This window comes from Amycolatopsis sp. AA4, assembly GCF_002796545.1.
Taxonomy (GTDB): domain Bacteria; phylum Actinomycetota; class Actinomycetes; order Mycobacteriales; family Pseudonocardiaceae; genus Amycolatopsis.
Window position 1 is genome coordinate 5,637,099 of the sequence record NZ_CP024894.1, and the last position, 21,443, is coordinate 5,658,541.

Genomic DNA, 21,443 nt, shown 5'->3' on the forward strand with positions numbered 1-21,443 from the left:
TTGTCGGAGCGGCCGAATGCCAGGAACGCGACATTCTGATCGGCATGCTGCGCGTCCAGCCCGAACGTCCGCCGTCGGCGGAGGCCTTGCTGCCGGAACAGAGATGTCAGGCGAACGCCACGAACACCTCCCGCAGACCGGAGAACGGCAGCCGACCGTGCATCACGGCCCGATTGTCCACCAGCAGCACGTCGCCGGTCTCCCAGTTCACCGGTACCGTGCAGTCGATCAGCGTCCGGCTGACCACGTCGGCATACGAGGCCGGGATCTCTGTGCCGTCGCCGAAGATCGCGCCGTACCCGAACCGCGTCCGCCAGAGGTCCATGTTCGTGACGTCCGGGGTGACGCTCTCGTCCTTGCGCCAAATGTGCGCTTGATTGAACCACGCCTCCCTGCCGTCAGAGCCGACCGGCAACGTTCCCGGCGTGCGATTCGTGGTGAGCAAGCCGGTTTCAGTCCACTCGGCGGAGGTGTAATTCGCCTCGCACAGCGTCATGACCTCGTCCCGCGCTCCGGTCTCGAACGTCTCGGGCCAGGATTTGATCCCGCTCGGGTCACCGCTCTCATTCGGCAGGTGCTGGATATAGGTGACGCCCTTGGTGCGGAAAGCTTCCCGGATTTCCTCCGGCAGAGCCAGATACACCCGGTGCCCGTCGATGATCGTGGTCGCGCCGCCTTCGTCCGCTGGCCTGCCGCAGCCGAAACAGAGCGTCGTCGGGTGCCAAGGCGCGTAGGAGAGCTCGTTGTGCGCGCGAAGCAACCGGGACGGACTCGGTCCCGCTGCGTTGTAGACGAAGCCCTTCTCCGCCTGCCGAGGCGAGTCGCCGCCCCGATACGGCGCGAGTTCGCCCAGCAGGCCCTTGGCAACGCGTTCGAAGTCGTCGACGGTGCGGACTTCGAAGCCGCGAAACAGCACCGAACCTGTTGTGTCGAGTAGTTCCCGGGTGATGGCCCGCTGCTCCGCGGTCAGGCTCGCGAGGCTTTCGACCGGGTTTGCCGAGTTCCCCTGCCGGCAGGCCATCGCGGGGAAGCCGTCCCGGAAGGTGATCGAGTCGAGCATGCCAGCAGTGGTCATGAAATCCGTCCGTAGTCGTCGTGGGCGCTCAGCGCGCCCTCCAGAGCGGTCAAAAAGGTCTCGTCGGTCAGGTCGTCCTGGGCCAGCGACAACGTCACGAAGCCGGACTTGCCGATGTACACGCCACGCTCGATCAGCTCGTGGAAGAGCAGCCGCACCCGGCGCCGGTCGGCACCGGCGAGGTCCGCGGCGCGGCTGACCGCCCGGTCGACCGGGTGGATGCTGATCAGCGAGCCCCAGCCGGTGGCTTGGAACCCCTTGGTGCGCAACAGTTCGTTAGCCTGTTTGCGCAACCGTTCACCTCGGTGGAACAGCTCGTCGAGACGTTCGGCGGTGAGCACTTCGTTCAGCATGGCCAAGGCCGCGGCCATGCTGAACCGGTTGTTGTTGAACGTTCCCGAGTGGTCGAAGTGGGGTTCGTTCGCGCGATCGAGCATGCGCATGATCCCGTTCCTGCCTCCGACGACGCCGAAGCCGAATCCGCCGCCGAGGTACTTCCCGGCGGTGGTCAGGTCCGGCGTGATCCCCAGCACGGCCTGCGCGCCGCCGAGCGCCGTCCGGGACGTCTGCACCTCGTCGAAAACAAGCGGGACACCGTACTCGTCGCACAAGTTCCGCACCCCGCGCAGGAAAGCCGGGTCTCCCGGGATCCGGCCGCCTGAGCCGAGCATCGGCTCGACCAGCACACAGGCGAACCGCCCCTGGCGAGACTCGAAGGCCGTCGCTACTGATTCGAGGTCGTTGTAGTCGCACACCACGGACTCGAAGGGGACGTTGAGCGATTCCCCGTCGCGGCTGAAGCTCAAGAAACCGCCGTGGTATCCGCCGTCGAACGCCAGCACCGCGGCGTGTCCCGACGCCTTGGCGGCCAGCGACACCGCCACCAGATTGGCCTCGGTGCCCGAACTCGTGAAACGTACGAGGTCCATCGACGGGTACCGCTCGCACAGCAAGCGGGCCACCTGGGCTTCCTCGGGAGCCACCGCGCCGAACGACCACCCGCCCGCGAGTACGGTCTCGATCGCCTCGCGCACCTCTGCCGGGTTGTGGCCGGCAAGCCCGACGCTGTAGTCGCCCAGGTAGTCGAGGTACTCGTGCCCGTCGACATCCGTCAGCCGACAGCCCGTCGCGGAGGCGACGGCGAACGGGAACGGTGCGAAGTCAAGCACGGACCGCGTGGTCCCGGACGGCAGATACGCGGCCGCACCAGCATGCAACCTCGCGCTCTCCGGCCGTTTCAGCGCATAGCGCGCGTATGCCGCTTCCAGCGCGTCATCCAGCACTCAGCATCCTTTCTTCGTGGACCAGCGGGCCAGGCATGCAAGACCAGGGCAGCCGCCGAAGGACGTTCGCGGAGGTGCCGTCGCCGCCGACCACTTGAAGCGCGTGCGGCGACACCAGAAGCGAGCGCAGGAAAGGCATATCCGCACGGATTTCCGCCAATTGCGGGAGATATCCGTCCAGGTCGGCTTGGGCGACGCCGAGGTCGAGGGCGGTCCGGGCCACCTCCGTCTCGTATCGCTCGGTGACCGGCAGTGTCACGCCTGCGACGTCCGCGAGCCAGCGAATCGTCCTCAGTCCCGGCAGGTCTTCGCGCACCAGCCGCGACTGCCGCAACTCAGCCAAGGACGCGCACGAGGTCGACCGGTAGATTTCCCGGCACGACTGCATCATTTCGTAGAAGTCGGACCGATGGGGCAGCCCGTACTGGCGTTCAATGATGCGCGGAAACGTCTCCGTCTTCACCCCGTAGGCACGCGCCAGATCGACGCGCTCTTGGTCGAGCGCCGCCAGCAGCGGAGCCAGCTCCCGGTCGATCCCGTCGGTGTAGTGCAGGTACCGACGGCCGGCGCGGGTCTTGACCAGGTTCCGGCTGTGGAACGCCACTCCGACGTGGATGATATAGCCGAGCGGATCGAAAAGCAGTCCGATGCCCGGCCGCACCGCGACATCCGGCCATGACTGCTTGCCAATCTCCGCGCCGAGCGGGAACAGCGCCCGTACCCGCTCCGCCGCGCTCTCCGGAGTCCTCGAGTACACGGACACGTTCACTGAAAACTTGCGTTTGTACGCGATGTGCGCGCCCGAGACACGAGTACCGTAGAACGCGTCCTCGACCAGGACAACCGACGCGTTTCGCAGCTGCGGCGTACGGCGCACCCAGTCGGCGACCACGGGCTGCCCGCCCTGTCCGGCGCGGACGAACGTGATCACCTTGCCCGCCAGGCGGCCGAGCCCGGCGATGCGATCCATCAACTCCAGTCGCAGCGCCGGGATGTCCGGCACGGTGACGACGATGTGCTCGGCCCGATCGAGGAGGACGTCGGCATCTTCGCCGTAGAGCGAACCGAAATGCCCAGCCCGCAGTTCGACCGAGTCCTGCCTGCCGTCCAGGAGATTGGTCCGGGTGAGCGAGCCGAACACCCGCTGGCCGGAGCCTCTCCGCACGAACAGCAGCGTGGGCCGGAAGCCGTGGGATTTCTGCGTGGATACGAGATCGGTGAGCAGGGTCAGGCCGACGTGCCCGCCGCCGATCACGACGATGTCCGGCATCTCGCTCAGTGCTCGAGCGAGATCATCGTGCGGCCGTGGTGTTCCACGACGCTGTCGGGCACGACGTACGAACGCAGCAAGAGCCTCTGGCATGCCCCCGAGTCGATCGGGTCGCGTCCGTGGAGGCAGTAGTCGTTCGGGATGATCAGTGCCTCGCCCTTGCGCACGGCGTGCCCGCGAATCCGGCCGACGGCCAGGGCGGCTTCGTGCAACTGCTGGTGCGCCGCGCCGGCGGCCGCACGCTGCTCGGCGTCCAAATGAGCCGCAGGCGTGAAGGCGGAGAAATTGAGCCGGACTACAGTTTTGCCATCGATGTCCGCTAGCAGCGCCATTGTGCGAACGCGTTCGTATTTCCAGCCAAGCGACGAGCCGGAGCGGGCTTCGAAAACCGGCGAACGCAGGATATCGGCGACGTCGGCACCGAGCCGTTCCACGACTTCGGCGGCAGGCGCGAGCAAGGTACGCGGCACGGCTCCTTCCGCGACATGCGGGACCAGGACCAGAGTCCTCGGCCGGCAGACGTCGCTCGCCCAGGCGAGGTCGTTGTGCATGGCCAGCAGATCGGTGCCCGCGCTCTTTTCTTTGGACAGCTCGGTCGGCCGGATGTCAGTGATATAGGATCCGTTGTAGTCGCTGTAGGCAACGCAGTTTCCGACCGACTGGCCGATCAGCAGCGCGAGGATCTTGCTGCGCTCGACGTCGTCGAACTGCGGCAGACCCGTCACGAGAACTGGCTGGCCCACGACTGAATCACGGAATTCGCGGATCCGGTCGAGCAGAGTGCCCGCATAGTCCCGCAAGAAACTCAGGTAACGGTATTCCGTCTGGCCGGGGCAGTTTTCACCCACCTTGTGCACGATGTTCGCAACCAGCGCGCATTCGGCGTCGTCGAGTGCGATCCGGGCGGTCGGCCCTGTTTCCAGCATGACTCAATCCTTTGTGAGGCGGTGAGATTTTTTGCGCACGAAGACACCCGGGGAGCACTTCCCCAGGCATGACTGACGATCAGAATCGGGCGATGCGGGCCGGTGCCGGAGCTGCGCCCCCTCGGCGAACAGCTCCGGCACCGCTTTCTGTCAAGGGCGCGACGGTGTTCCGGCGGATTCTCCGCAGCGGGACGCGAGCTGCACTGTCATACCGAACCTCCCCTTTCGGCTGGGTCGTCCGCTTGACTTCTCCGTCCGTGTGGCCATGGACGGCGGTCTCGTCGAGCGCCCTGAGCGACTATAAGCACGAGACGGATCGCAATGCAACTGTCAGTTGATTTTCCGTCTTGACGTGAACTGTCCGTTGCCTGCACGATGGAGGCACGGGCCTGGACGGTCCCGACGCAGCAGGAGGTAGAGAGTGCCTGGCGAAGGCGACACACAGAACCCGGGCACCCCAGCGGAGGATCAGGCGCCGGTCCTGAGCGAGCGGCTCGACCAGCTGTTCCGGATGAATCGCACCGCAGGGAAGAAGCTGACGAACAATGCGGTCGCCGAAGAAATACGTGAGCGGCACCCCGGTCTCCGGGTGAGCGGTGCCTATTTGTCAGCGTTGCGCGCGGGCAAGCGGGTCAACCCCTCGCCAGAACTGCTGGTGGCACTCGCGGAGTACTTCGGCGTCACGCCCGGCTACTTCCTCGACCGCGACGAATCCGACCGGATCGCCGAGCAGCTGGAAATGCTCGAAGGGATGCGCGACGCCGGCATCCGGGGCATCGCCATGCGGGCCATCGGGCTCTCGAGCGAGAACCTCGAAGCCGTCACTTCCGTTCTCGACCAGGTACGGAAGCTCCAAGGCCTCCCCCCAGTCGACGAGGAGGCCGGAGATGATCCGACGGGACAGAAGTGAACCGCGGCGGCCGCGCGATTTTCGCAGGCTGCGCCGTCAGGCCCGTACGCTGGTGAATTCGCTCCGCCTGCCGGATCCCTGCGATGTCCTGACCTTGCGCGACAAGGTCAGCTCAGACCGGAATCGACCGATCCGGCTCGTTCCGCTCGACATGCACGGATCCGGCCTGAGCGGCTTGTGGCTCGAAACCGACGAAGCCGACTTGGTCGTCTACGAAGCGACAGCCGGGGTTCAGCACCGCAACCACATCATCGCCCACGAGTTCTCCCACATGCTCTGCGGGCACATCAGCACCGACGCGATGACGGACCAGGCGGCCAAGCTGCTGTTTCCCGATCTCGACCCGGCCCTTGTCCGCCGGATGCTGGGCCGCGGCGGGTACGCCGACAGCGACGAGCAAGAGGCGGAGATCGTCGCGACGATCTTGCTGGAGCGGCTCGGCCGCAGTGATCCCGGCCCGCCCGGCGAGCTTCCCTCGGCCGAAGCCGACGTGCTCGCCCGGATCTCGAAGTCCTTGCGCAGGATCTGACGCGAAGGGGATATGCGTTGGACGACATCGAGAACTGGACGTTCTTGGCCTGCGCCGTGAGCTGCCTGGCGGCGTGCGTCCACCTGGCGATTGGCCTGCGCGCCAACCGGCAGGACCGCGCGCTGCTGATGCTGACCGCGGCGTTCGGGGCCAAGACCGCTTCGCTGACCCTCGCGGCCCCTGGCATCGCCGCGATCGTCGACCAGCTGACCGGCATCCCTGACCTCACCGCGCTCGGCGTGCACGTCTTTGGCGGCGTCGCCTGCAGCACAGGAATGCTCGTGGCACTGAGCTACTGGACCTACCCGCCGAAGCAGGCCCGCCGGCGCGCGATCGTCTGGCTCGCCGTCTCCGCGGTGATGGCCGGCACCTTGGTCAGCCTGTGGCTGGCCGCGGAGCACGTCGTCTCCAGCCGATCAGGAAACTACCTGCTGGACAACATGGGACAGCCCGAGGTCGCCGTCTACCTGGTGCTCTACACCGTCGCCTTCGCTGCCGGACTGCTCGAGATCCTGCTCCTGTGCTTGCGCTACGCCCGTGTGGCACCGGGTGCCTGGCTGCGCCGAGGGCTGAGGATCACCGCCGTCGGAGCGACCGTCTACCTGCTCTACTGTGCCCATCGCCTGATCGGGGTGACTGCTCTTTATCTTCACGTGGACCTTCCCGACATCGAGTTCGTCACGCCGCTGTGCATCGGTGCCGGCGTTCCGCTGCTGATCATCGGATTGACCCTGCCGTCGTGGGAATCGAAGCTCTCGGCTGCCTCGACGTGGCTGCGCGACTACCGCAGCTATCAAGCGCTTTACCCGCTGTGGCGCGATCTTTACGAACGCGTCCCCTTCATCGCGCTCGATCCGCCGACCTCTCGGCTGGCGGACCGCCTCCGCTTCCGGGAAATCGGCTACCACCTCTGCCGCCGGGTCGTCGAAATCAACGACGGACGGCTCGTCCTCGGCGCGGAGGAGGAACCTCGGGCGTCCGGCCGCACCGATCTGGCCGACGAAGTGCAGTGGCTGGTCCGGATGTCGCGCCAGTCCCGGATTGCCTGAAACCACCCGCCTTAAGGATGTTCACGTGAAGACCGTCGGACCACGACGCGCTGTTTCGCGCGCCGCGTTCCGTTCCTTCGCGGCCATTGAACGCGTCGGGAACAAACTCCCGGATCCGTTCTGGCTGTTCTGGCTCCTGGCCGTCGGGGTCATCGTGCTCAGTGCTGTGCTGGCAGCGGCGGGATTCAGCGCGGTCCAGGAATCGACGGGAAAAACCATCGCGGTCCGGAACCTGCTCAGCACGGACGGCCTCGCGGTTATGCTCGACGGCGCGGTCAAAAACTTGGCGAACTTCCCGCCGCTGCCGACGATCATCGTGGTGATGCTCGGCATCTCGGTGGCCGATCGCAGCGGATTCGTCACGGCGCTCCTGCGTCGAATGGTGGCCAAGGTCTCGGGACGGTGGCTGACCTTCGCGCTGTCACTGACCGCGATGGTCGGCCACATCGCAGGAGACGCGGCCTACGTGACTCTCATTCCCATCGGCGCGATGGCTTTCCGGGCCGCAAATCGCAGCCCCGTCCTGGGCTGCGTGGTGGCTTTCGTCTCCATCTCGGCAGGCTACGACGCGTCCCCGTCGCTGACCACCACCGATGCCCTGCTCTCCGGCATCACCACCGCGGCGGCGCAGACGGTGGACCCGCATCACATCGTCACCCCGGTGGCGAACTACTTCTTCGGTCTCGCTTCGTCGGTGCTGGTCGCAGTGACCATCACCGTGGTCGTGGAAGCCGTCCTGGCGCGACGGCCGGATCTGGAGGTCGACGAGCCCAGCGCCGGAGACCTCGAGGAGATCGCGCCGCCCGCGCGCGAACGCCGCGCGCTGCGTGTCACCGGCATAGTCGCCGTCGTATTCGTCGCGGGCCTGGTCGTGGCGATGGTTCCCTCCGGGTCTCCGCTGCGCGGCTCCGGCGGAGGAGTGGTGAACTCGCCGCTGTTCACGGGGATGGCCCCTGCGCTGGGTTTGTTCTTCGCCGTGCTCGGCGTGGTCCACGGCACCATCGCAGGAACGTTCGCCGGCGCACGGGACGTCGTCGCAGCGATGACCGACGGAGTCCGTTCGCTGGCACCGACGCTGGTGCTGTTCTTCGCGATCTCCCAGTTCCTGGCCTATTTCAAGTGGACGAACATCGGCGACATTCTCGCGGTCAGCGGTGCCGAGGCGCTGCGGGGCCTCCGGACGCAGGGCTGGCTCGTGCTCGTGGGCGTCGCCGTCCTGATCACAGTGCTGAACTTGCTCATCACCAGCGGGTCGGCGCTGTGGTCGCTCGTCGCACCGATCTTCGTGCCGATGCTCATGCTTATCGGGATAGCCCCGGAGGCTACCCAGGCCATTTACCGGGTAGCCGACTCAGCGACCAACTGCGTCACGCCGATGAGCCCCTACTTTGCCATGGCGTTGAGGTTCATCCAGACTTACCGCAAATCGGCGGGCATCGGCACGTTGGCCTCGTTCACGGTCCCGCTCGCAGGGACCGTCTGGACCGTGTGGATCGCCTTCTTCATCGCGTGGTACCTGCTGGGCATCCCGTTCGGCCCCGGTGCGTGAGGTCGGGCGGCGGTAACGACACCGATCCGGTCGTCGGCTCCTGTCCCCGGAGGCGACGACCGGATCTGCTCGACGAAGTCCGTCACTCCCCGCGGAAGGTCTCGGTGATCTGAGCGTGGCTCCCGGACCGGACTGCCCGCAAGCGTCCGGCATTCCACTGCCGGAAGCTCTGGTCGTCGCCGGGCACGCCGGCTACCGCCGAAACACTCACCCCAGCCAGAGGTCTGGCAGCGGCGCCCCGGAGCATCCGGCCGGTATAGGTGCTCCGGCCGAAATGAATCCGGTCCAGGCCATGTTCGACAGCATATCGAACCGGCTCGTAGATTGTCACGTTGAAATATTCGAAAGCGTTCACCGCTGCGTCGTAGTCAAGACCGAACTGGCGAATGTAGAGCGCTTTCTCCCATTCGAATGCCAGACACACGCCCAGTACCACTTCACCTCTTCTCATCACGAACAGGCGACTGTATGAATCGACTTCATCCACGAGTATCTGCAGATAACGGGCGCGCGCCTCGATCGGCGAACTGTCGCCGTACTTCCGCTGGAGGTTGGAAAACAGGACAAGCGAGGCATCCAGGCACCCGCTGAGCGGCTCCACGGTCACGGTGTAGCCCGCGGCTTCGAACGTGCTTCGCTCCCGGCGAACCACAGTAGCCCGCTTCCCCAGGTGCCGAAGGTAGTCGTCCCAGGAATTCCAGGCAACCGCTATTTCACAGTCCACACCACACAGAATCGACGGCTCGTACCGGTCGAGGCCGGCAAGCTGCCTGCTGCCGTTCTCATTCAGGTACAACGCGGCGACACTGGGCGAGGCCGTTTCGCGTCGCACAGATTCCGCCCCGCCGAGAAGCTCCAGCAGAACGTTTTTCTCCGCATCGGCAGGCAGATCGTTCGCAAGCAGAAACTCCGCGGAGAACGCGGAGTTCTGTCCGAGCACGAGAGCAGGAGACCAATCCTCGTCCCGAAACAATCCCCCGGAAGCTCCCAGGAACCGACGGTGCACGTCGTAGGGACCGCCTCGCGCGACCGGCTTCTGGTCGTAAACGGGCAGCAGGCCCAGGAGGGAACCGTCGTCGTCCTCGCTCATCAGGTAGCGAACCTGATCGCCGCGAAGGCGTTCGACCGACAGAAGCCATGGCTGGCTGACGTAGAAGGACCTGCCGACGGTGAGCCGCTGGATCCGGGACTCGTCCACCTGCGCGATCGAGTCCGTCGTGCTTATTCTCGCCATCTCTCGCACCCTCGCAGTCCGCTGTGAATATGCCAGTCAGTTTCCGCCGCGTTCACTCGTACTCGATGACGAACTCGTCCTGCAGCCTGGCGACCAGAGCAGTGAGGTCCGCGGCGGACGGAACCGTGCAATAAGCGATTGCCGACCCCGTAGTTGAATAGCGCTTGCTCGCGAACTTGTCCCCCGCTGCGATCTTCAGCTGAAAATCGTCGATCTCGGGCCACTCCTCAAACGCCGCGACATCGGGTACCCGTTTCACCACGCCCGGTTCCACCGGGAACATGACCCAGGCATGCACCTTGCCGGTCGCTCTCGGATACCAGTTGCGCTTTTCGTTCAAGGAGGCCGCGGTGTAGTGGTCCCAGGTGTCGAAACCATAGGCGGTCCTGAGCATGTGAGGGACCCCGCCGCCGCCCGGACGGCAGGCAATCTCGCCAACGACGAAACCGTCCGGGCTGCGGAACACCTCGAGATGGGTGACCGAGTCGCGTAGTCCCATGACCTTCACGACGTCGGCGTGCAGCCGTCGCAGCGCCGCCGCGTCCGGATCCTCGTGAGGAAGCGTGCAGGAACCGAAGACTTTGCCGATGGAGCGCAGCGGCGGGGTCAGGTACTTCGCGACCGCGGTGAAAACCACTCGTCCGTCCTGGACCAATCCGTCACAATGGTACTCCTCGTCGAACGGCACGTAGTCCTCGACGAGGAAGGGCGGCTCGGAGGCAACCGAAAGCGGCCCGTCGGGCAACGCGATCGCCGCCGCGTCGAACTCGTTCGCGATGACATGCACGTCAGCAGCTCCATCGCACCACGATGGTTTGACCACCGCTGGAAAACCATGGGCAGCGATCGTCGCGGGCAGTGCGGATGCCCGGTAGACCAGCGTGCTGCCGGCCACTGGGATGCCTCCGCGCCGCAGCCGCGCCTTCATCGCGCTCTTGTCGCAGAACGCGTGAGCGACCTCGAAGGAGATGCCGGGAAGTCCGAAGTACGAACGGAGATAGCCAGCCGCCGGGATCGATGTTTCTCCCGGGGCGAGCACCGCGTCGAACTTGCGACGGTCCCAGAGTTCGAGCGCGGCCACGCGCACCTCGTCCAGGTTCTGCACATTTGAAACGTGAATCACGTCGTCGATACCGCAGTAGAGCTCCGCGCAATCCGGCTCGGTGATCACTGCCGCCCGCAGGCGACGGTCGTCGAGTACGCGCTCGACGAGCTCGAGGCGGCGGCGGTTCACTATCAGGACGTCTCGAACAGGCTGCGGAATGGTTTCCGTCATCTTTTCCTCGTCAAGCCGCATAGTCGGCGTTGCCACAATGGCCCGTCTGGCGATAGACGCATCCGACTTGAGCGCCGCGGGACAGGGCGATCACGCCTGATTCTGAAGCCCTGGCAGCCCGGACCATCGTGCCCGCGTATTCGCGGCCGATCAGGAACGCTCCCCAAAGAGGGACCCAGGACGTGGCCGCCCCGGGTTCCGGTGCGACAAACTGCTCAACAGGCGGGGCAATCCTTTCCTGCAGGACATGCTCGTGGACGACGCCCTCCCGAAGCGCGGCTTCCCATTCCGGAGAGCTGACCTGGTTCCCGAGAACGACACCTTGCCCGCCAAGCCCGTCCGAGGGCTTGATCACGAGAGAATCGCGGTGCTGCCGTGCGTACTCAAGCAAGTTCTCTTGCGCTCCCCGCACCTCGACTTCCTCGTCCGCGAGCACATGGGTCCACGGGAGCACCTCCCTCACAGCCTCGGATTCGGCAGCCGAAAGGGAGCCGAGCAGCCGCTTGCTGTGCAGCATCGCCAAGACGGTCTTGTTGCTGAAAAGGACTCCGCTCAACGGTGTGAACACCGGCACGCCGTAGGTCCGAAAAGCACCGAGAAGCTGAGCCGCGTGCTCGGACGCGGCCACCGAATCGGTCATCTCGTTGAGCGTGAAGAACCGGTACACGAGCGAGAAATGCCGCCCGGCGGCTCGCAGCGAGGTGCCGGTGTCCCGGACGTCTGCGGTAGAGCAGGCGAACGCCTCGATGCCCTGTCCCCGCAACCCGCGGGCGATGCCCGCGAGATGCGGTTCGGTTGCCGCATAACTGGCTGGTCCGTCCATGACCGCGACGACCGGGTCCCGTCCGTGGTCTGCGGCGAAGGCGCGAAGCATCGCAGCCAGCGCCGGAAGCGGATCCTCGAGCTCAAGCGCTTCGGACTGGACGAAATCCCGCATGTGCTCGTTACTGCCATACAATGCGCGACTGATGCTGGCGACCTGCAGCCCTCCGACCGGGCTCCCGAGGTTGAACTCCAACGTCCGGAAGCGGTCGCCGTCGAAGTACAGATCCGCTCGCCCGTACCGGACCGGCGGCTCCTGTATCCCTTCCCCGAGCAGATCTGCTTGGTCCTCGCGGATCCCGACCAAGCCCGCGAATCGCCGGAGATCGCCGTCGCACATCCGCTCCGGCAGGGAGAACAAGACATCGGCAATGACATTGAGGGCTGACCGGATCTGTTCCGTCTCCTGCCGCTCCAGAAACAGCGGCCGAGTCAAGAATTCCGGGCCGAAAGCACTGCGGAGCAGCTGCGAAGCCTCAGAGTCCACCTCTGGCGTCGACAGAATTGATCGCGCTGCGGGCGAATTCAGGAAACGAGCTGTGAGCTGATTACGCACATGCACCTCTCGAAACAGTGAGCAGCGGGCAACGAGGCACGCCTCCGGGAACTGCGTGGGCAATAGGGCGTTTGCTGGTCATCCGGTCTCCGCCACGCCGACCAATCGTTGCCGAGCCGCCGCACTTCGCGCGACGAGACAGGTCGCGACGCCAGCCGCAAGGAAAAGCCCACCCACCGCGGCCCAGCCCATCGTGCCGTGTTCCACCGCGGTCGCAGTCACCACGTACGGCCCCAGCATGGTGCCGAGCGCGAACCCGGTTTGGCTGGCACCCTGGTATGCCCCGGCTCGGCTTGGGTCGGCGAGTTCGAATGCCAAGCCCCAACTGCCCGCTTCGGAGAACATTTCCGCACCGGTCTGCGCCAATCCGGCCACCAGCAGAAGTGCTGTCGCGACCACTGCGACGACGTGACCGGACAGCGCATACAGTACACAGGAGGCCGCGAGCAGGATGCCGGCACGAAGGACCAACCGGCCCGCAAAGGCGATGTCGTCAGATCTCCGGGATGCACGCACTTGCAACAGTGCGATGAGAACAGTGTTCATGATGAGCAGCACCGAAATGACCACCGGCGGCGCATGAGTCCGAGTGGTGATCCAGAGCGGAACGCCTACAGCCTGCATACCGAACTGCATGGCCATCACCGCGTTGAGCGCAGTCACGGCGAGGTATGTCTTGTCGCGCAAGACGGATCCGGAAGGGAGCCCGGAAGTTGGCGTGTCCGCGCCGCCCGCGTTCTCGTTCCGGGCGGTAGGAGGCAAGCGACGAGCCAGGACTATCAGCGGAAGGCAGGCCAGCAGGAAGAAAATCCCCGGGAAGATCATGGTAACGCGGTACGCGGCCGGTGTATCGGACAGAAGCGCAAAGCCTGCGACAAGCGTCCCGATTCCGATGAAGACGTTGTCGAGCGAGCGAAACCTGGCCCGGAGTGAAACTCGCTCAGGCCCGACGAAAGTCTGTGCGACAAGGGCCAGCCGCGCAGTGCTTTGTATCGAGCGGCAGGCGACCACGCAACATGCGGTGACGATGAACGAGGTCGTCCCGGAAGCCGCTACGTAGGCCAAATAGGCCAGCCCCTGCCCTGCCGTGCCCAGAACGATCAGTAGATGCGGGTTCACTCGGTCAGCGGCATATCCGCTGAGCGGAGTGCAGAGCACGCCCAAAGCACCGGCAATTGTCAGGCCGAGAGCCACCGTGGCGGCTTGCAGTCCGACCACCCGAGTGAAAAAGAGCGCACTGACCGTGAAGAAAAGTCCACTCGCCAAGGCTCCGCAGATCGTGGCGATCGTCAGAGCCCTGGCCACCGGACTGTCCGAGAAAAGCGTCTGCTTCAGCTGCGAGGTCAATCGTCTCCGCAGATCTTCCCGGACTGGTGCCGAGTTACCGAACATCGTCATACCCCATGCTGAGAAGGTGGCAGGGTCACCGCCCCGGTCTGTTCGACACAGTTCGCACCGGTAGCGGCGCATCGCGGCCGACAGCAGCGAATCCTTCACGCCCATTTCGATTCGTGGACAACGTCATCCGTTCAGCAGGCCGACGCGCGGTCCTCCCTCCCGGCAGCCGAACGGGTCAGCTTGCGGCACCGTACGAGGCGTCACGACCGCTCAGCGGCCCACGGCCGGGCAGTTCACCACAACGGATCATCCGCCGACGGGCTCGCCTCGCACACCTCGAGCTCGACCTCGTTGAGCTGACCGCACACCGAAGTATTAACCGCCTGCACGGCTTGGGCCCGGTTTCCTGCACCGGTTTACTCCTTAAGGCATCGGGCGGGACGGCTGCGCCCGCCGAACAGCAGAACGAATGGTGCGACCACCTCGTGATCGCACCATTCCCAGCCTGGTCTCTGACGAGCGAGATCGGACTTGCACGGGATGACTGCGTAATGAATGTCCGAACGTCGGCCGCGCACAGCTGTATGCGACGCGGAGACGATGCGGCTCGTCGGCCGAAGCGTTGCGGAGCACCCGGTAGCGACTATAAGTGCATCGATCCCAAGACGCAACTGCCAGTTGAAATCGGATCCTTGACGTGAACTGTCCGTTGCGTGCCAGGATCCATCCGCCCAGCGCCACGACGAGCGCCACGATATTCGTTGCGTTCACTGCGTGACCTCATTCGCTGCCTCCGGTGCGAGCCGGTCGGAATCCGCGTCGTCTGCCGGGCCGATCCACGCGGCACTGGGCGCCTTGCCGCCCGCGACGACGAGTTCGGCAACACCGTGGTCGAGACTGCGGTTGTCAGCCGTGGCAGTGCGTTGCAGGCGAAGTTGGAGTGGCGCGGTGGCCTCGGCAGCGGACCGCGTCAGAACGGAACTCGCGTGATGGCTGCAAGGAGGGGCCGGGCTCGCCTGCTTCTCCGCCGGTACCGGGGTGAGCCGCTCGCCGTCAGGAAGCGGAACGGGGCGTGGTCACCTGGGACACCAAGCCGTTGGTGAATGTCACCTGCGTGTCGTACCCCGAGGGCATCCCCACATACAGCCAGTACTCGTAATGCGGGGGAGTCTGGCCGCGCAGGCGTACCGCGGCGTATGGGGCGGCTCCGGCGACCTCCTCGCGAGTCGTGGAATCAAGGGGTGCACCCAGCAGGCTGAGCACCTCGGCCTTGCTCATGCCGACCTTCACCGGGGTGCGTCGTCTGAATGGCCACAGCATCGGCGGCTACCTGCCTAAGCGACCGGATCTGCCCACGAGAATCCGAGCGTAGAGTTCGCCTGCGGGACCGGTCCCGAACCCGGCACGAACGGGGCGTTCGGAGCCGAGCCAAGCGGGCAGACACCGCGGACGACGCTCCGGCCGGCGGGACTTCCTGCCGTTTTGACCGGCCAGGCGCACATCGCTGACAACCGCCGGCCCGGCGATGGCGCCTCCGCCTGCTGCGGACCGACCAGGCTTCGACGGAGCCAGAACGGGTAATCCCGCCCCGAACGAGACTCCGGAGGAAGGAAACCGCTGTGCGCGCGTTGACCTCGAGCCGCGACACTCGAACACGCTCGAGGTCTCCGAGGCACCCGACCTGGCCCCCGCGCAGGGCGAGCTGCTGGTCCGCGGCCTGGCCCGGGGAGTGTTCGGGACCGCCAAAAAGATCGTGCGCGGCGCCTACGGCTGGGCGCCTCCGGGAAACGACCGGCTGGTGCTCGGCCTCCAGCGCGGTCTCGACGCGCACGTCCTCGACCGGATCACCGACGGCCCGAAACCCGAAGCGGTCCGGTCGCTCGGCGCGACCTGCCACCGCGAACCGGTCGAGGACGTAGCGGCGCGCCTGTGCCCGGGCGTGGTCGTCGAGGCCACCGGAGCGGGCCAGATCGTGGTCGAAGCGACCGAACTTCTGATGGCAGTGCGGCTTTCCCCGCACACCGATCGCAACGAATCAACGGTCCTCCGAGCAGAACCGTCCGCAACCTCGCATGCGACATCGCTCTCGTCTCCGTCCGCTCGCGTCAGCGGGAAACAGAACTGAACTGCGGCGAGGCCCCGAGGCGGATCCTGCACCGGCCGCCGACGTCGTTGGACGAATACCTGCACTCCGCCTCCTGGCGATGGGCCCATCGCCAATGGACCTGACCTGCAGCGCCCCACCGCGACAGCCAGTCATCCGCGCACACGGTACAGCCAGCGTTTCGACGACCGCACGCTGACGACCCCCGCGGCGCTTGCCCCGGCGCGGCACCGGTTTCCTCGAAAACTGCCCTGCGCTCAGGAGGTCGCGCGCACCGCCAGGCGATGCGGAGCGGAGATCGAGCCCTGGGATGCTGAACCGCCCGTCTTCGACGTCGTCGAACCGACCAGCGCGACTCCCGAGGTCTATCGCGCCGCCGCGGTCGACCTCGGCACGCAACGCGATCTCGTCGGTGAAACCGAACGTCGCAGTTTCTGGGCGCGTACCGCGGCATCCGCGCCGGTGTGACCTCGTCCGGGAACCCAACCGAGGGGCCGGCCGCGCTGCAGGTCCTCGGCGGCAGCCCTTCCGATGAGATCGGGGACAGCCGGAGAACCAGGTTGGCAGCTTCCCTTGTCGGCCGCACCGCCCTCCGCCGCGGCATTTTCGACGGCCGTGGCGGACCCGCCTGCGAACTCGACAGCAACGTTCGCGGTCTCGCGCTCGAAACTGGTCCGGATGTTCTGGCACCCGGCACACTCGTCTGCCGAGATGCGGCTATTTGAGCGGCGTTGGCGGTGACCGGGCGTTTTAGGCCGGAGAGCCGCCCCGACGGTCGAGGCGGCTCCCCACCGAAGCGGCAGGGCGATTCCTGCGGATGCCAGAGCAGGCTCTACAGGCCGAGTTCGGCCAGCCTCCGGGTGATGCGGGCGTCCGTCGAGACGACCGGTGCGCCGGAGCGCACCCACGGGTCGCCGCCGAAGCGGTCGGTGAAGATCTTCTCCGCCGTGCGGGTCGACACCGCCTGCATGGTCAGGGTCGGGTTGGCGCCGCTCGTTCCGTTGGACAGCGCCGAGTTGTCGGCGATGTAGAGGCCGTCGACCCACCGGGCGTGCCCGTTCGCGTCGAGGACGGAATCCTCTTCGGACAGCCCCATCCGCATGCTGGACTGGACGTGCAGGATGATCGGGGCCCAATCCATCCGGTACACGTTCTTGGCACCGGCGGCCCGGGCGATCTCGACGGCGCGGCGCACCAGGAATTCCCGGTTCTCGACGGTGCGCGCACTGCGCTTGCGCTGGTGCATCTCGACCTTCGCGACCGACCCGTGCTCGTCGGCCGGCATCGCCGACAGGGACGCGCGGTTCTGTGCCTCGACGTGGTCGTCGGTCATGATCAGCATCGCGAACATCCGGTCGATGCCGTGCATCATCATGTCTTTGAGCTCGTTGCCCATCAACCGGCCCGCCGGACCGTCCCAGGTGCCGGTGAAGCCGCGGCCGTTGGTGTACTGGCCGCGAACCCCGCTGTCGGACATCGCCATCGTGAAGGACAGCAGCGCGGGCGGGATGCCGACGTTCATCACGCCGCCGCGGCCGGGCCAGTCCGAGCGGGCCGACGAGCCGGTGCCCTTGCTCGTGCCGGTGTACTCGTCGAAGGTGGCGAAGACCCAGTCGAAGTAGTGGTCGGTGTAGCCGCGGCCGACCCAGTCGTTGGGGTTGGGCAGGCCGCTGTTGAGCCACAGCCGCGGATTCTCCGTGCACCCGCCGGCCAGCACGACGACCTTCGCGTCCTCCCGGTGCTGTTCCCCGGTCGCGCCGGCCCCCCACGTGACACCGGTCGCGGTCGTCTTCCCGTTGCGCTGTTCGGTGTGCACCTGGGTGACGAACGCGTCGGTGATCAGCTCGACCGCTCGCCCGCCCGCGGCCCAGCGGTCCGCGGTCAACGCCATCGGCACGTAGCTGTTGTCGGTGGAGCGCTTCGCGGTCTGGTTCCGGGGAGCCTTGGCGGGGTGGCTGCAGCCGAGGATGCAGTACCCGCAGAAGGTGCAGCCGGTGGACTGCGGGTAGAACAGCCGCGGCTCGTTCTCGAGCCCGGTGACCTTGCCGGCGAAACCGCCGGGCTGCAGGATCGCGTTCTCCTGCGGCCGGTAGGAGTTCCGCGTCGTCGTCTTGCCGGTCTGCACCGGCAGCCCGAGGTTTTCGCAGCCGCGGAAGAAGACCTCTTCCTTGGTTCCCATCGCGGCCGTCTGCACCGGGAGGGTGGCTTCGACCCACTCGTAGTAGGGCACGAGTTCCGAGTAGCTGAACGGGAACCGGTGCTCGGTGTCGTAGGCCCCAGCGTCCGCCCCGGTGTAGCCGGCGAACGAGCCCGGGAACGCGCGCGGCGAGTTGCCGAAGTAGTGCTGCGTGGTGCCGCCGACGCCGGAAAGCTGCCACAGAAAGGAATTCTGCGGTGTCTCCCGGTACCACGCCGGCTTGGACCGGTCGGCGGGGCCGAAGCGCAGGAACCCGGTCAGCGGGTTGTTGGCGTCGTTCTCGTAGTGCGTCCACTCCTCGGCGAGGTCGGCGTGCCGGGGACCCGCCTCGAGGAGGAGCACGTCGAGGCCTTTCGCCGCGAGTTCCTTGGCGACCACCGGTCCGCCGCCGCCCGCGCCGACCACGATCACGTCGCGCATCAGTTCGCCACCTTCTTCCGGCCCTGGTAGTAGCCCTTGAATTCGTCCCACCCGTGCACGACGCCGTCGGGCTGGTACCCGGAAAGCTCCCAGCCGACGGGCCGCCGGGTGATCGTCTTGGCCTTCGCGTCGTAGACGCCCCACTCGCCGTAGCTGCCGTAGGCGGAGACCTCGAACAGCGCGCCGGCCAGGAACCGCAGCACGCCCGACAGGGTCTCGGTGAACGGAGCCGGTGCCTTCGAGTCCAAAGTGGACAGCAGGTCCGGATCGGGGCCTTCGAGCAGTTCGAACGCCCGGCACTTGTCGGCGAACGACAGCCGGGCGAACGGCGAGAGGAACAGCCCGTTGACCGACGCCGGGTTCGCCTGTGTCGCGACCAGGTTCAGCAGCAACGCCACCACCGACGACAGCGGGAGGGTCGCGTTGTTGCCGAGCAGCGTCGTGAGCGCGTCGTCCAGGGTCCGCACCGAGCCGAGCGGCAGGCCGGCCAGGGAACCGGGCAGGACGACGCCGCTGCCGTCCAGGCCGGCGGCCAAGCCCTGCGCGAGCGCGGCGCCGAGCTGGTCGGGGAAGGGGACGAAGTGGTCCAGCGACGTGATCATGAAGTCGGTCGCCCTCGCTTCCAGGGCTCCCGGCTCTCCGCGCGGCGTGCCCTGGGCCTTCGAGTAGGCGTCCGGCCCCGGGCACGTCATCACGACGAGCCCGTTGAGGGTGTCCCTGGCCAGCTCGCCCAGCACCGGCCGCAGCCCGGCGACGACGTCGTCCAGGGTCTGCGCCCGGCCGCCCGCCGGGGCCAGCAGCCCCCCGGCGGCCACGGCGGCGCCGAGCAGCCCGATGCGGGCGAGGAATGTTCGACGGTCGGACTCCGGCTTCACGGCACCTCCACGGCGACGGGGCGATGGGCCCGCCCAGCATTCCCGCCGGACCGGCCCCCGGCATTGGCAGTTCTTACTCCGTTCGGCCTAGTTCGTTGGGCATTTGCCCATAGCCCCCGTTACCGTTTTCGTAGTTCCTGATCAAGGAGCTGTGGTCGCCAGGTCCGGCATGACTGTGTCCCCCAGTCGAAGTGATGATCCGGGGGGTGGTGTCACCGGGCCTGGTGGCATCGACCGACCGCTGATAAGGACACGGCCGCCGCTGGGCAGGTCTCCTCGTAACGTGGGTGCCGGCGCTCGATGCTCGACCGGGCGACCCACCCGCACCACGGCGAAGGGCATGGTGGATGACCAGCGGTATCAGGGTTTTTCTGGGCTTGGACGTGGGCAAGGGCGAGCATCACGCGGTGGGGCTGGACCCGGACGGCAAGCGGCTGCACGACGCTCCGCTGCCCAACAGCGAACCGAAACTGCGGGCGTTGTTCGACAAACTCGCCGGCCACGGGCGGCTGCTGGTCGTGGTCGACCAGCCCGCCACCATCGGAGCCCTGCCGGTCGCGATCGCCCGCGCAGCCGGGCACCAGGTGGCCTACCTGCCCGGCCTGGCGATGCGCCGCATCGCCGATCTCTACCCCGGCCGGGCGAAAACCGACGCCCGCGACGCGTTCGTCATCGCCGACGCCGCCCGCTCGCTCCCGCACACCCTGCGCCAGGTCGACCTCGGCGACGACGCCCTGGCCGAACTCGACGTGCTGGTCGGGTTCGACGACGACCTCGCCGCCGAAGCGACCCGTCTGTCCAACCGCGTCCGCGGCCTGCTCACCGGCATCCACCCCGCACTCGAACGCGCCATCGGCCCGAAAATCGCTCACCCGGCGGTGCTGGAGATCCTCTCCCGCTGCGGCGGGCCCGCCGGAATCCGCAAAGCCGGACGCCGCAAACTCACCGCGATCGCCATCGCGCACGCGCCCCGCATGGGCGACAACCTCGTCGCGGCGATCATGACCGCGCTGGACGAGCAGACCGTCACCGTCCCCGGCACCACAGCCGCCGACACCGTCCTGCCCCGGCTCGCCGACAGCCTGAAAACCGTGCTCCAGCAACGCAAAGCCGTCGCCGGACAAGTCGAGGGGATACTCGATGCGCACCCTCTTGCCGGGGTCCTGACGTCGATGCCCGGCATCGGAGTCAGGACCAGCGCGCGCATCCTGCTCGAGATCGGCGACGCCTCCGGGTTCGCGTCCTCGGCGCATCTCGCGGCCTACGCCGGGATCGCCCCGGTCACCCGAGCTTCCGGCACCAGCATCAAAGGCGAGCACCCCGCCCGCACCGGCAACCGCAAACTCAAACGCGCGTTCTTCCTCGCCGCCTTCGCCGCCCTGTCCGACCCCACCAGCAGGCACTACTACGACAAAAAGAGAGCCGAGGGCAAGAAACACAACGCCGCCCTCATCTGCCTGGCCCGACGACGCTGCGACGTCCTCCACGCCATGCTCCGCAACAACACCCACTACCGACACCCCGAACCCGCGAGCGCCCCTGCAGCGGCTTGACAACCACATAAGGACACCCCCCCGCACCGAAGGAGGGCCATCGACGCGGATACCAGCGCGGTCCTTCGCTGCGATCGCTGTCGTGGTCACGCTGCTGCTGTCGGGATGCGAGAGCGGCGACGACAGCGAAACGCAGAAACGCCAGACGGAACAGGCGATGAAACAGATGCTCAAGGAATACCAACCGCGTTTCGAACAGCGGCGCGCCGCACTCGCCGCCGTCGCGAAACCGTACCCGCGACGCTGCCCGCCAAGCAGTCCTGCGATCGGAATCTGGCTCCGAAAGCAGAGTTCATCAGCCTGGATGGCAACGTCATGGACAGCTACAACAGCCCCGGCAAAGGCGGCCACGTGGCGCTCCTCCAGGTGCGCGAGGCAACGGCCCCGGAGTCGATGGAGGACCGGGCCGGGCAGAGCAGAGCGAGTTCAGCCTGCCAGCGGGCTGGCTGGTGCAGGGCATGTGGATCACCGGGCCGC

17 protein-coding genes are annotated in these 21,443 nt (G+C 66.6%); 6 read left to right on the plus strand and 11 right to left on the minus strand.

Going from position 1 to position 21,443, the window contains the following annotated elements; genetic code table 11:
* Positions 1 to 106: 106 nt before the first annotated feature.
* The 4 genes from CU254_RS26090 to CU254_RS26105 are packed head-to-tail and all read right to left on the minus strand — an operon-like array spanning position 107 to position 4,554.
* A complete protein-coding gene (locus CU254_RS26090; RefSeq protein ID WP_009080855.1) occupies positions 107 to 1,075 on the minus strand; it encodes a TauD/TfdA family dioxygenase in 969 nt (322 codons plus the stop codon).
* Positions 1,072 to 2,358 carry an aspartate aminotransferase family protein gene (locus tag CU254_RS26095; protein WP_009080857.1) on the minus strand — a complete coding sequence of 429 codons (1,287 nt, stop codon included), beginning with the start codon at positions 2,356 to 2,358 and terminating at the stop codon, positions 1,072 to 1,074. Before CU254_RS26095 ends, CU254_RS26090 begins: the two co-directional genes overlap by 4 nt.
* Entirely contained in the window at positions 2,348 to 3,628 is a 1,281-nt protein-coding gene (locus CU254_RS26100; RefSeq protein ID WP_037714877.1) for an NAD/NADP octopine/nopaline dehydrogenase family protein, read from the minus strand. The genes CU254_RS26095 and CU254_RS26100 overlap by 11 nt, the downstream gene beginning before the upstream one ends.
* Positions 3,629 to 3,633: 5 nt before the next feature.
* Positions 3,634 to 4,554 carry a hypothetical protein gene (locus CU254_RS26105; protein ID WP_009080859.1) on the minus strand — a complete coding sequence of 307 codons (921 nt, stop codon included), beginning with the start codon at positions 4,552 to 4,554 and terminating at the stop codon, positions 3,634 to 3,636.
* Positions 4,555 to 4,975: 421 nt separating this feature from the next.
* On the opposite strand from CU254_RS26105, the gene CU254_RS26110 reads away from it, so the two are divergent.
* From CU254_RS26110 to CU254_RS26125, 4 genes are read left to right on the plus strand one after another with little or no spacing between them, the layout of a single operon-like run.
* A complete protein-coding gene (locus CU254_RS26110; protein ID WP_009080861.1) occupies positions 4,976 to 5,464 on the plus strand; it encodes a helix-turn-helix domain-containing protein in 489 nt (162 codons plus the stop codon).
* Positions 5,465 to 5,516: 52 nt separating this feature from the next.
* Entirely contained in the window at positions 5,517 to 5,993 is a 477-nt protein-coding gene (locus CU254_RS26115; RefSeq protein ID WP_050788283.1) for a hypothetical protein, read from the plus strand.
* Between the two features lie 17 nt (positions 5,994 to 6,010).
* Positions 6,011 to 7,042 carry an MAB_1171c family putative transporter gene (locus CU254_RS26120; RefSeq protein WP_009080865.1) on the plus strand — a complete coding sequence of 344 codons (1,032 nt, stop codon included), beginning with the start codon at positions 6,011 to 6,013 and terminating at the stop codon, positions 7,040 to 7,042.
* On the plus strand, positions 7,035 to 8,591 hold the full coding sequence (locus tag CU254_RS26125) for an AbgT family transporter (protein WP_009080866.1): 1,557 nt from the start codon (positions 7,035 to 7,037) through the stop codon (positions 8,589 to 8,591). The genes CU254_RS26120 and CU254_RS26125 overlap by 8 nt, the downstream gene beginning before the upstream one ends.
* A gap of 82 nt (positions 8,592 to 8,673) precedes the next feature.
* On the opposite strand, the gene CU254_RS26130 is transcribed toward CU254_RS26125, so the two are convergent.
* The 5 genes from CU254_RS26130 to CU254_RS26150 all read right to left on the minus strand — a co-directional run bounded on the left by CU254_RS26130 (position 8,674) and on the right by CU254_RS26150 (position 15,137).
* The gene (locus CU254_RS26130; protein ID WP_009080867.1) at positions 8,674 to 9,825 is read right to left on the minus strand and encodes a GNAT family N-acetyltransferase; all 1,152 of its coding nucleotides are present in this window, start codon (positions 9,823 to 9,825) and stop codon (positions 8,674 to 8,676) included.
* 52 nt (positions 9,826 to 9,877) lie between these two features.
* Positions 9,878 to 11,101, minus strand: a complete 1,224-nt coding sequence (locus CU254_RS26135) for an acetyl-CoA carboxylase biotin carboxylase subunit family protein (RefSeq protein WP_158688092.1) — start codon at positions 11,099 to 11,101, stop codon at positions 9,878 to 9,880.
* Between the two features lie 10 nt (positions 11,102 to 11,111).
* Positions 11,112 to 12,479, minus strand: coding sequence for a glutathionylspermidine synthase family protein (locus CU254_RS26140; RefSeq protein ID WP_009080871.1), 1,368 nt, complete (start codon positions 12,477 to 12,479; stop codon positions 11,112 to 11,114).
* Positions 12,480 to 12,557: 78 nt separating this feature from the next.
* Complete coding sequence (locus CU254_RS26145) at positions 12,558 to 13,982, minus strand: MFS transporter (protein WP_078560890.1); 1,425 nt, start codon at positions 13,980 to 13,982, stop codon at positions 12,558 to 12,560.
* 888 nt (positions 13,983 to 14,870) lie between these two features.
* On the minus strand, positions 14,871 to 15,137 hold the full coding sequence (locus CU254_RS26150; RefSeq protein ID WP_009080874.1) for a DUF2845 domain-containing protein: 267 nt from the start codon (positions 15,135 to 15,137) through the stop codon (positions 14,871 to 14,873).
* A 205-nt stretch (positions 15,138 to 15,342) separates the two neighbouring features.
* Here CU254_RS26150 and CU254_RS26155 point away from each other — a divergent pair, with 205 nt between their 5' ends.
* Positions 15,343 to 15,942 (plus strand): hypothetical protein, encoded by a 600-nt coding sequence (locus tag CU254_RS26155; protein ID WP_009080875.1) that lies wholly within the window; start codon positions 15,343 to 15,345, stop codon positions 15,940 to 15,942.
* Positions 15,943 to 16,753: 811 nt separating this feature from the next.
* Here the strand turns inward: CU254_RS26155 and CU254_RS26160 are convergent.
* Positions 16,754 to 18,538 (minus strand): GMC family oxidoreductase N-terminal domain-containing protein, encoded by a 1,785-nt coding sequence (locus tag CU254_RS26160; RefSeq protein ID WP_009080878.1) that lies wholly within the window; start codon positions 18,536 to 18,538, stop codon positions 16,754 to 16,756.
* Complete coding sequence (locus CU254_RS26165) at positions 18,538 to 19,413, minus strand: hypothetical protein (RefSeq protein ID WP_009080880.1); 876 nt, start codon at positions 19,411 to 19,413, stop codon at positions 18,538 to 18,540. Before CU254_RS26165 ends, CU254_RS26160 begins: the two co-directional genes overlap by 1 nt.
* Before the next feature lie 347 nt (positions 19,414 to 19,760).
* Here CU254_RS26165 and CU254_RS26170 point away from each other — a divergent pair, with 347 nt between their 5' ends.
* Entirely contained in the window at positions 19,761 to 20,966 is a 1,206-nt protein-coding gene (locus CU254_RS26170; RefSeq protein WP_009080881.1) for an IS110 family transposase, read from the plus strand.
* Positions 20,967 to 21,443: the final 477 nt, after the last annotated feature.

What these genes read in the sequence shown, in the direction of transcription:
- CU254_RS26100 (WP_037714877.1), bottom strand. Translation starts at nt 3,628, where the DNA reads ATGCCGGACATCGTCGTGATCGGCGGCGGGCACGTCGGCCTGACCCTG.
- CU254_RS26155 (WP_009080875.1), top strand. Translation starts at nt 15,343, where the DNA reads ATGGCGCCTCCGCCTGCTGCGGACCGACCAGGCTTCGACGGAGCCAGA.
- CU254_RS26105 (WP_009080859.1), bottom strand. Translation starts at nt 4,554, where the DNA reads ATGCTGGAAACAGGGCCGACCGCCCGGATCGCACTCGACGACGCCGAA.
- CU254_RS26170 (WP_009080881.1), top strand. Translation starts at nt 19,761, where the DNA reads ATGACCAGCGGTATCAGGGTTTTTCTGGGCTTGGACGTGGGCAAGGGC.
- CU254_RS26150 (WP_009080874.1), bottom strand. Translation starts at nt 15,137, where the DNA reads ATGCTGTGGCCATTCAGACGACGCACCCCGGTGAAGGTCGGCATGAGC.
- CU254_RS26160 (WP_009080878.1), bottom strand. Translation starts at nt 18,538, where the DNA reads ATGCGCGACGTGATCGTGGTCGGCGCGGGCGGCGGCGGACCGGTGGTC.
- CU254_RS26130 (WP_009080867.1), bottom strand. Translation starts at nt 9,825, where the DNA reads ATGGCGAGAATAAGCACGACGGACTCGATCGCGCAGGTGGACGAGTCC.
- CU254_RS26145 (WP_078560890.1), bottom strand. Translation starts at nt 13,982, where the DNA reads ATGGGCGTGAAGGATTCGCTGCTGTCGGCCGCGATGCGCCGCTACCGG.
- CU254_RS26135 (WP_158688092.1), bottom strand. Translation starts at nt 11,101, where the DNA reads ATGACGGAAACCATTCCGCAGCCTGTTCGAGACGTCCTGATAGTGAAC.
- CU254_RS26090 (WP_009080855.1), bottom strand. Translation starts at nt 1,075, where the DNA reads ATGACCACTGCTGGCATGCTCGACTCGATCACCTTCCGGGACGGCTTC.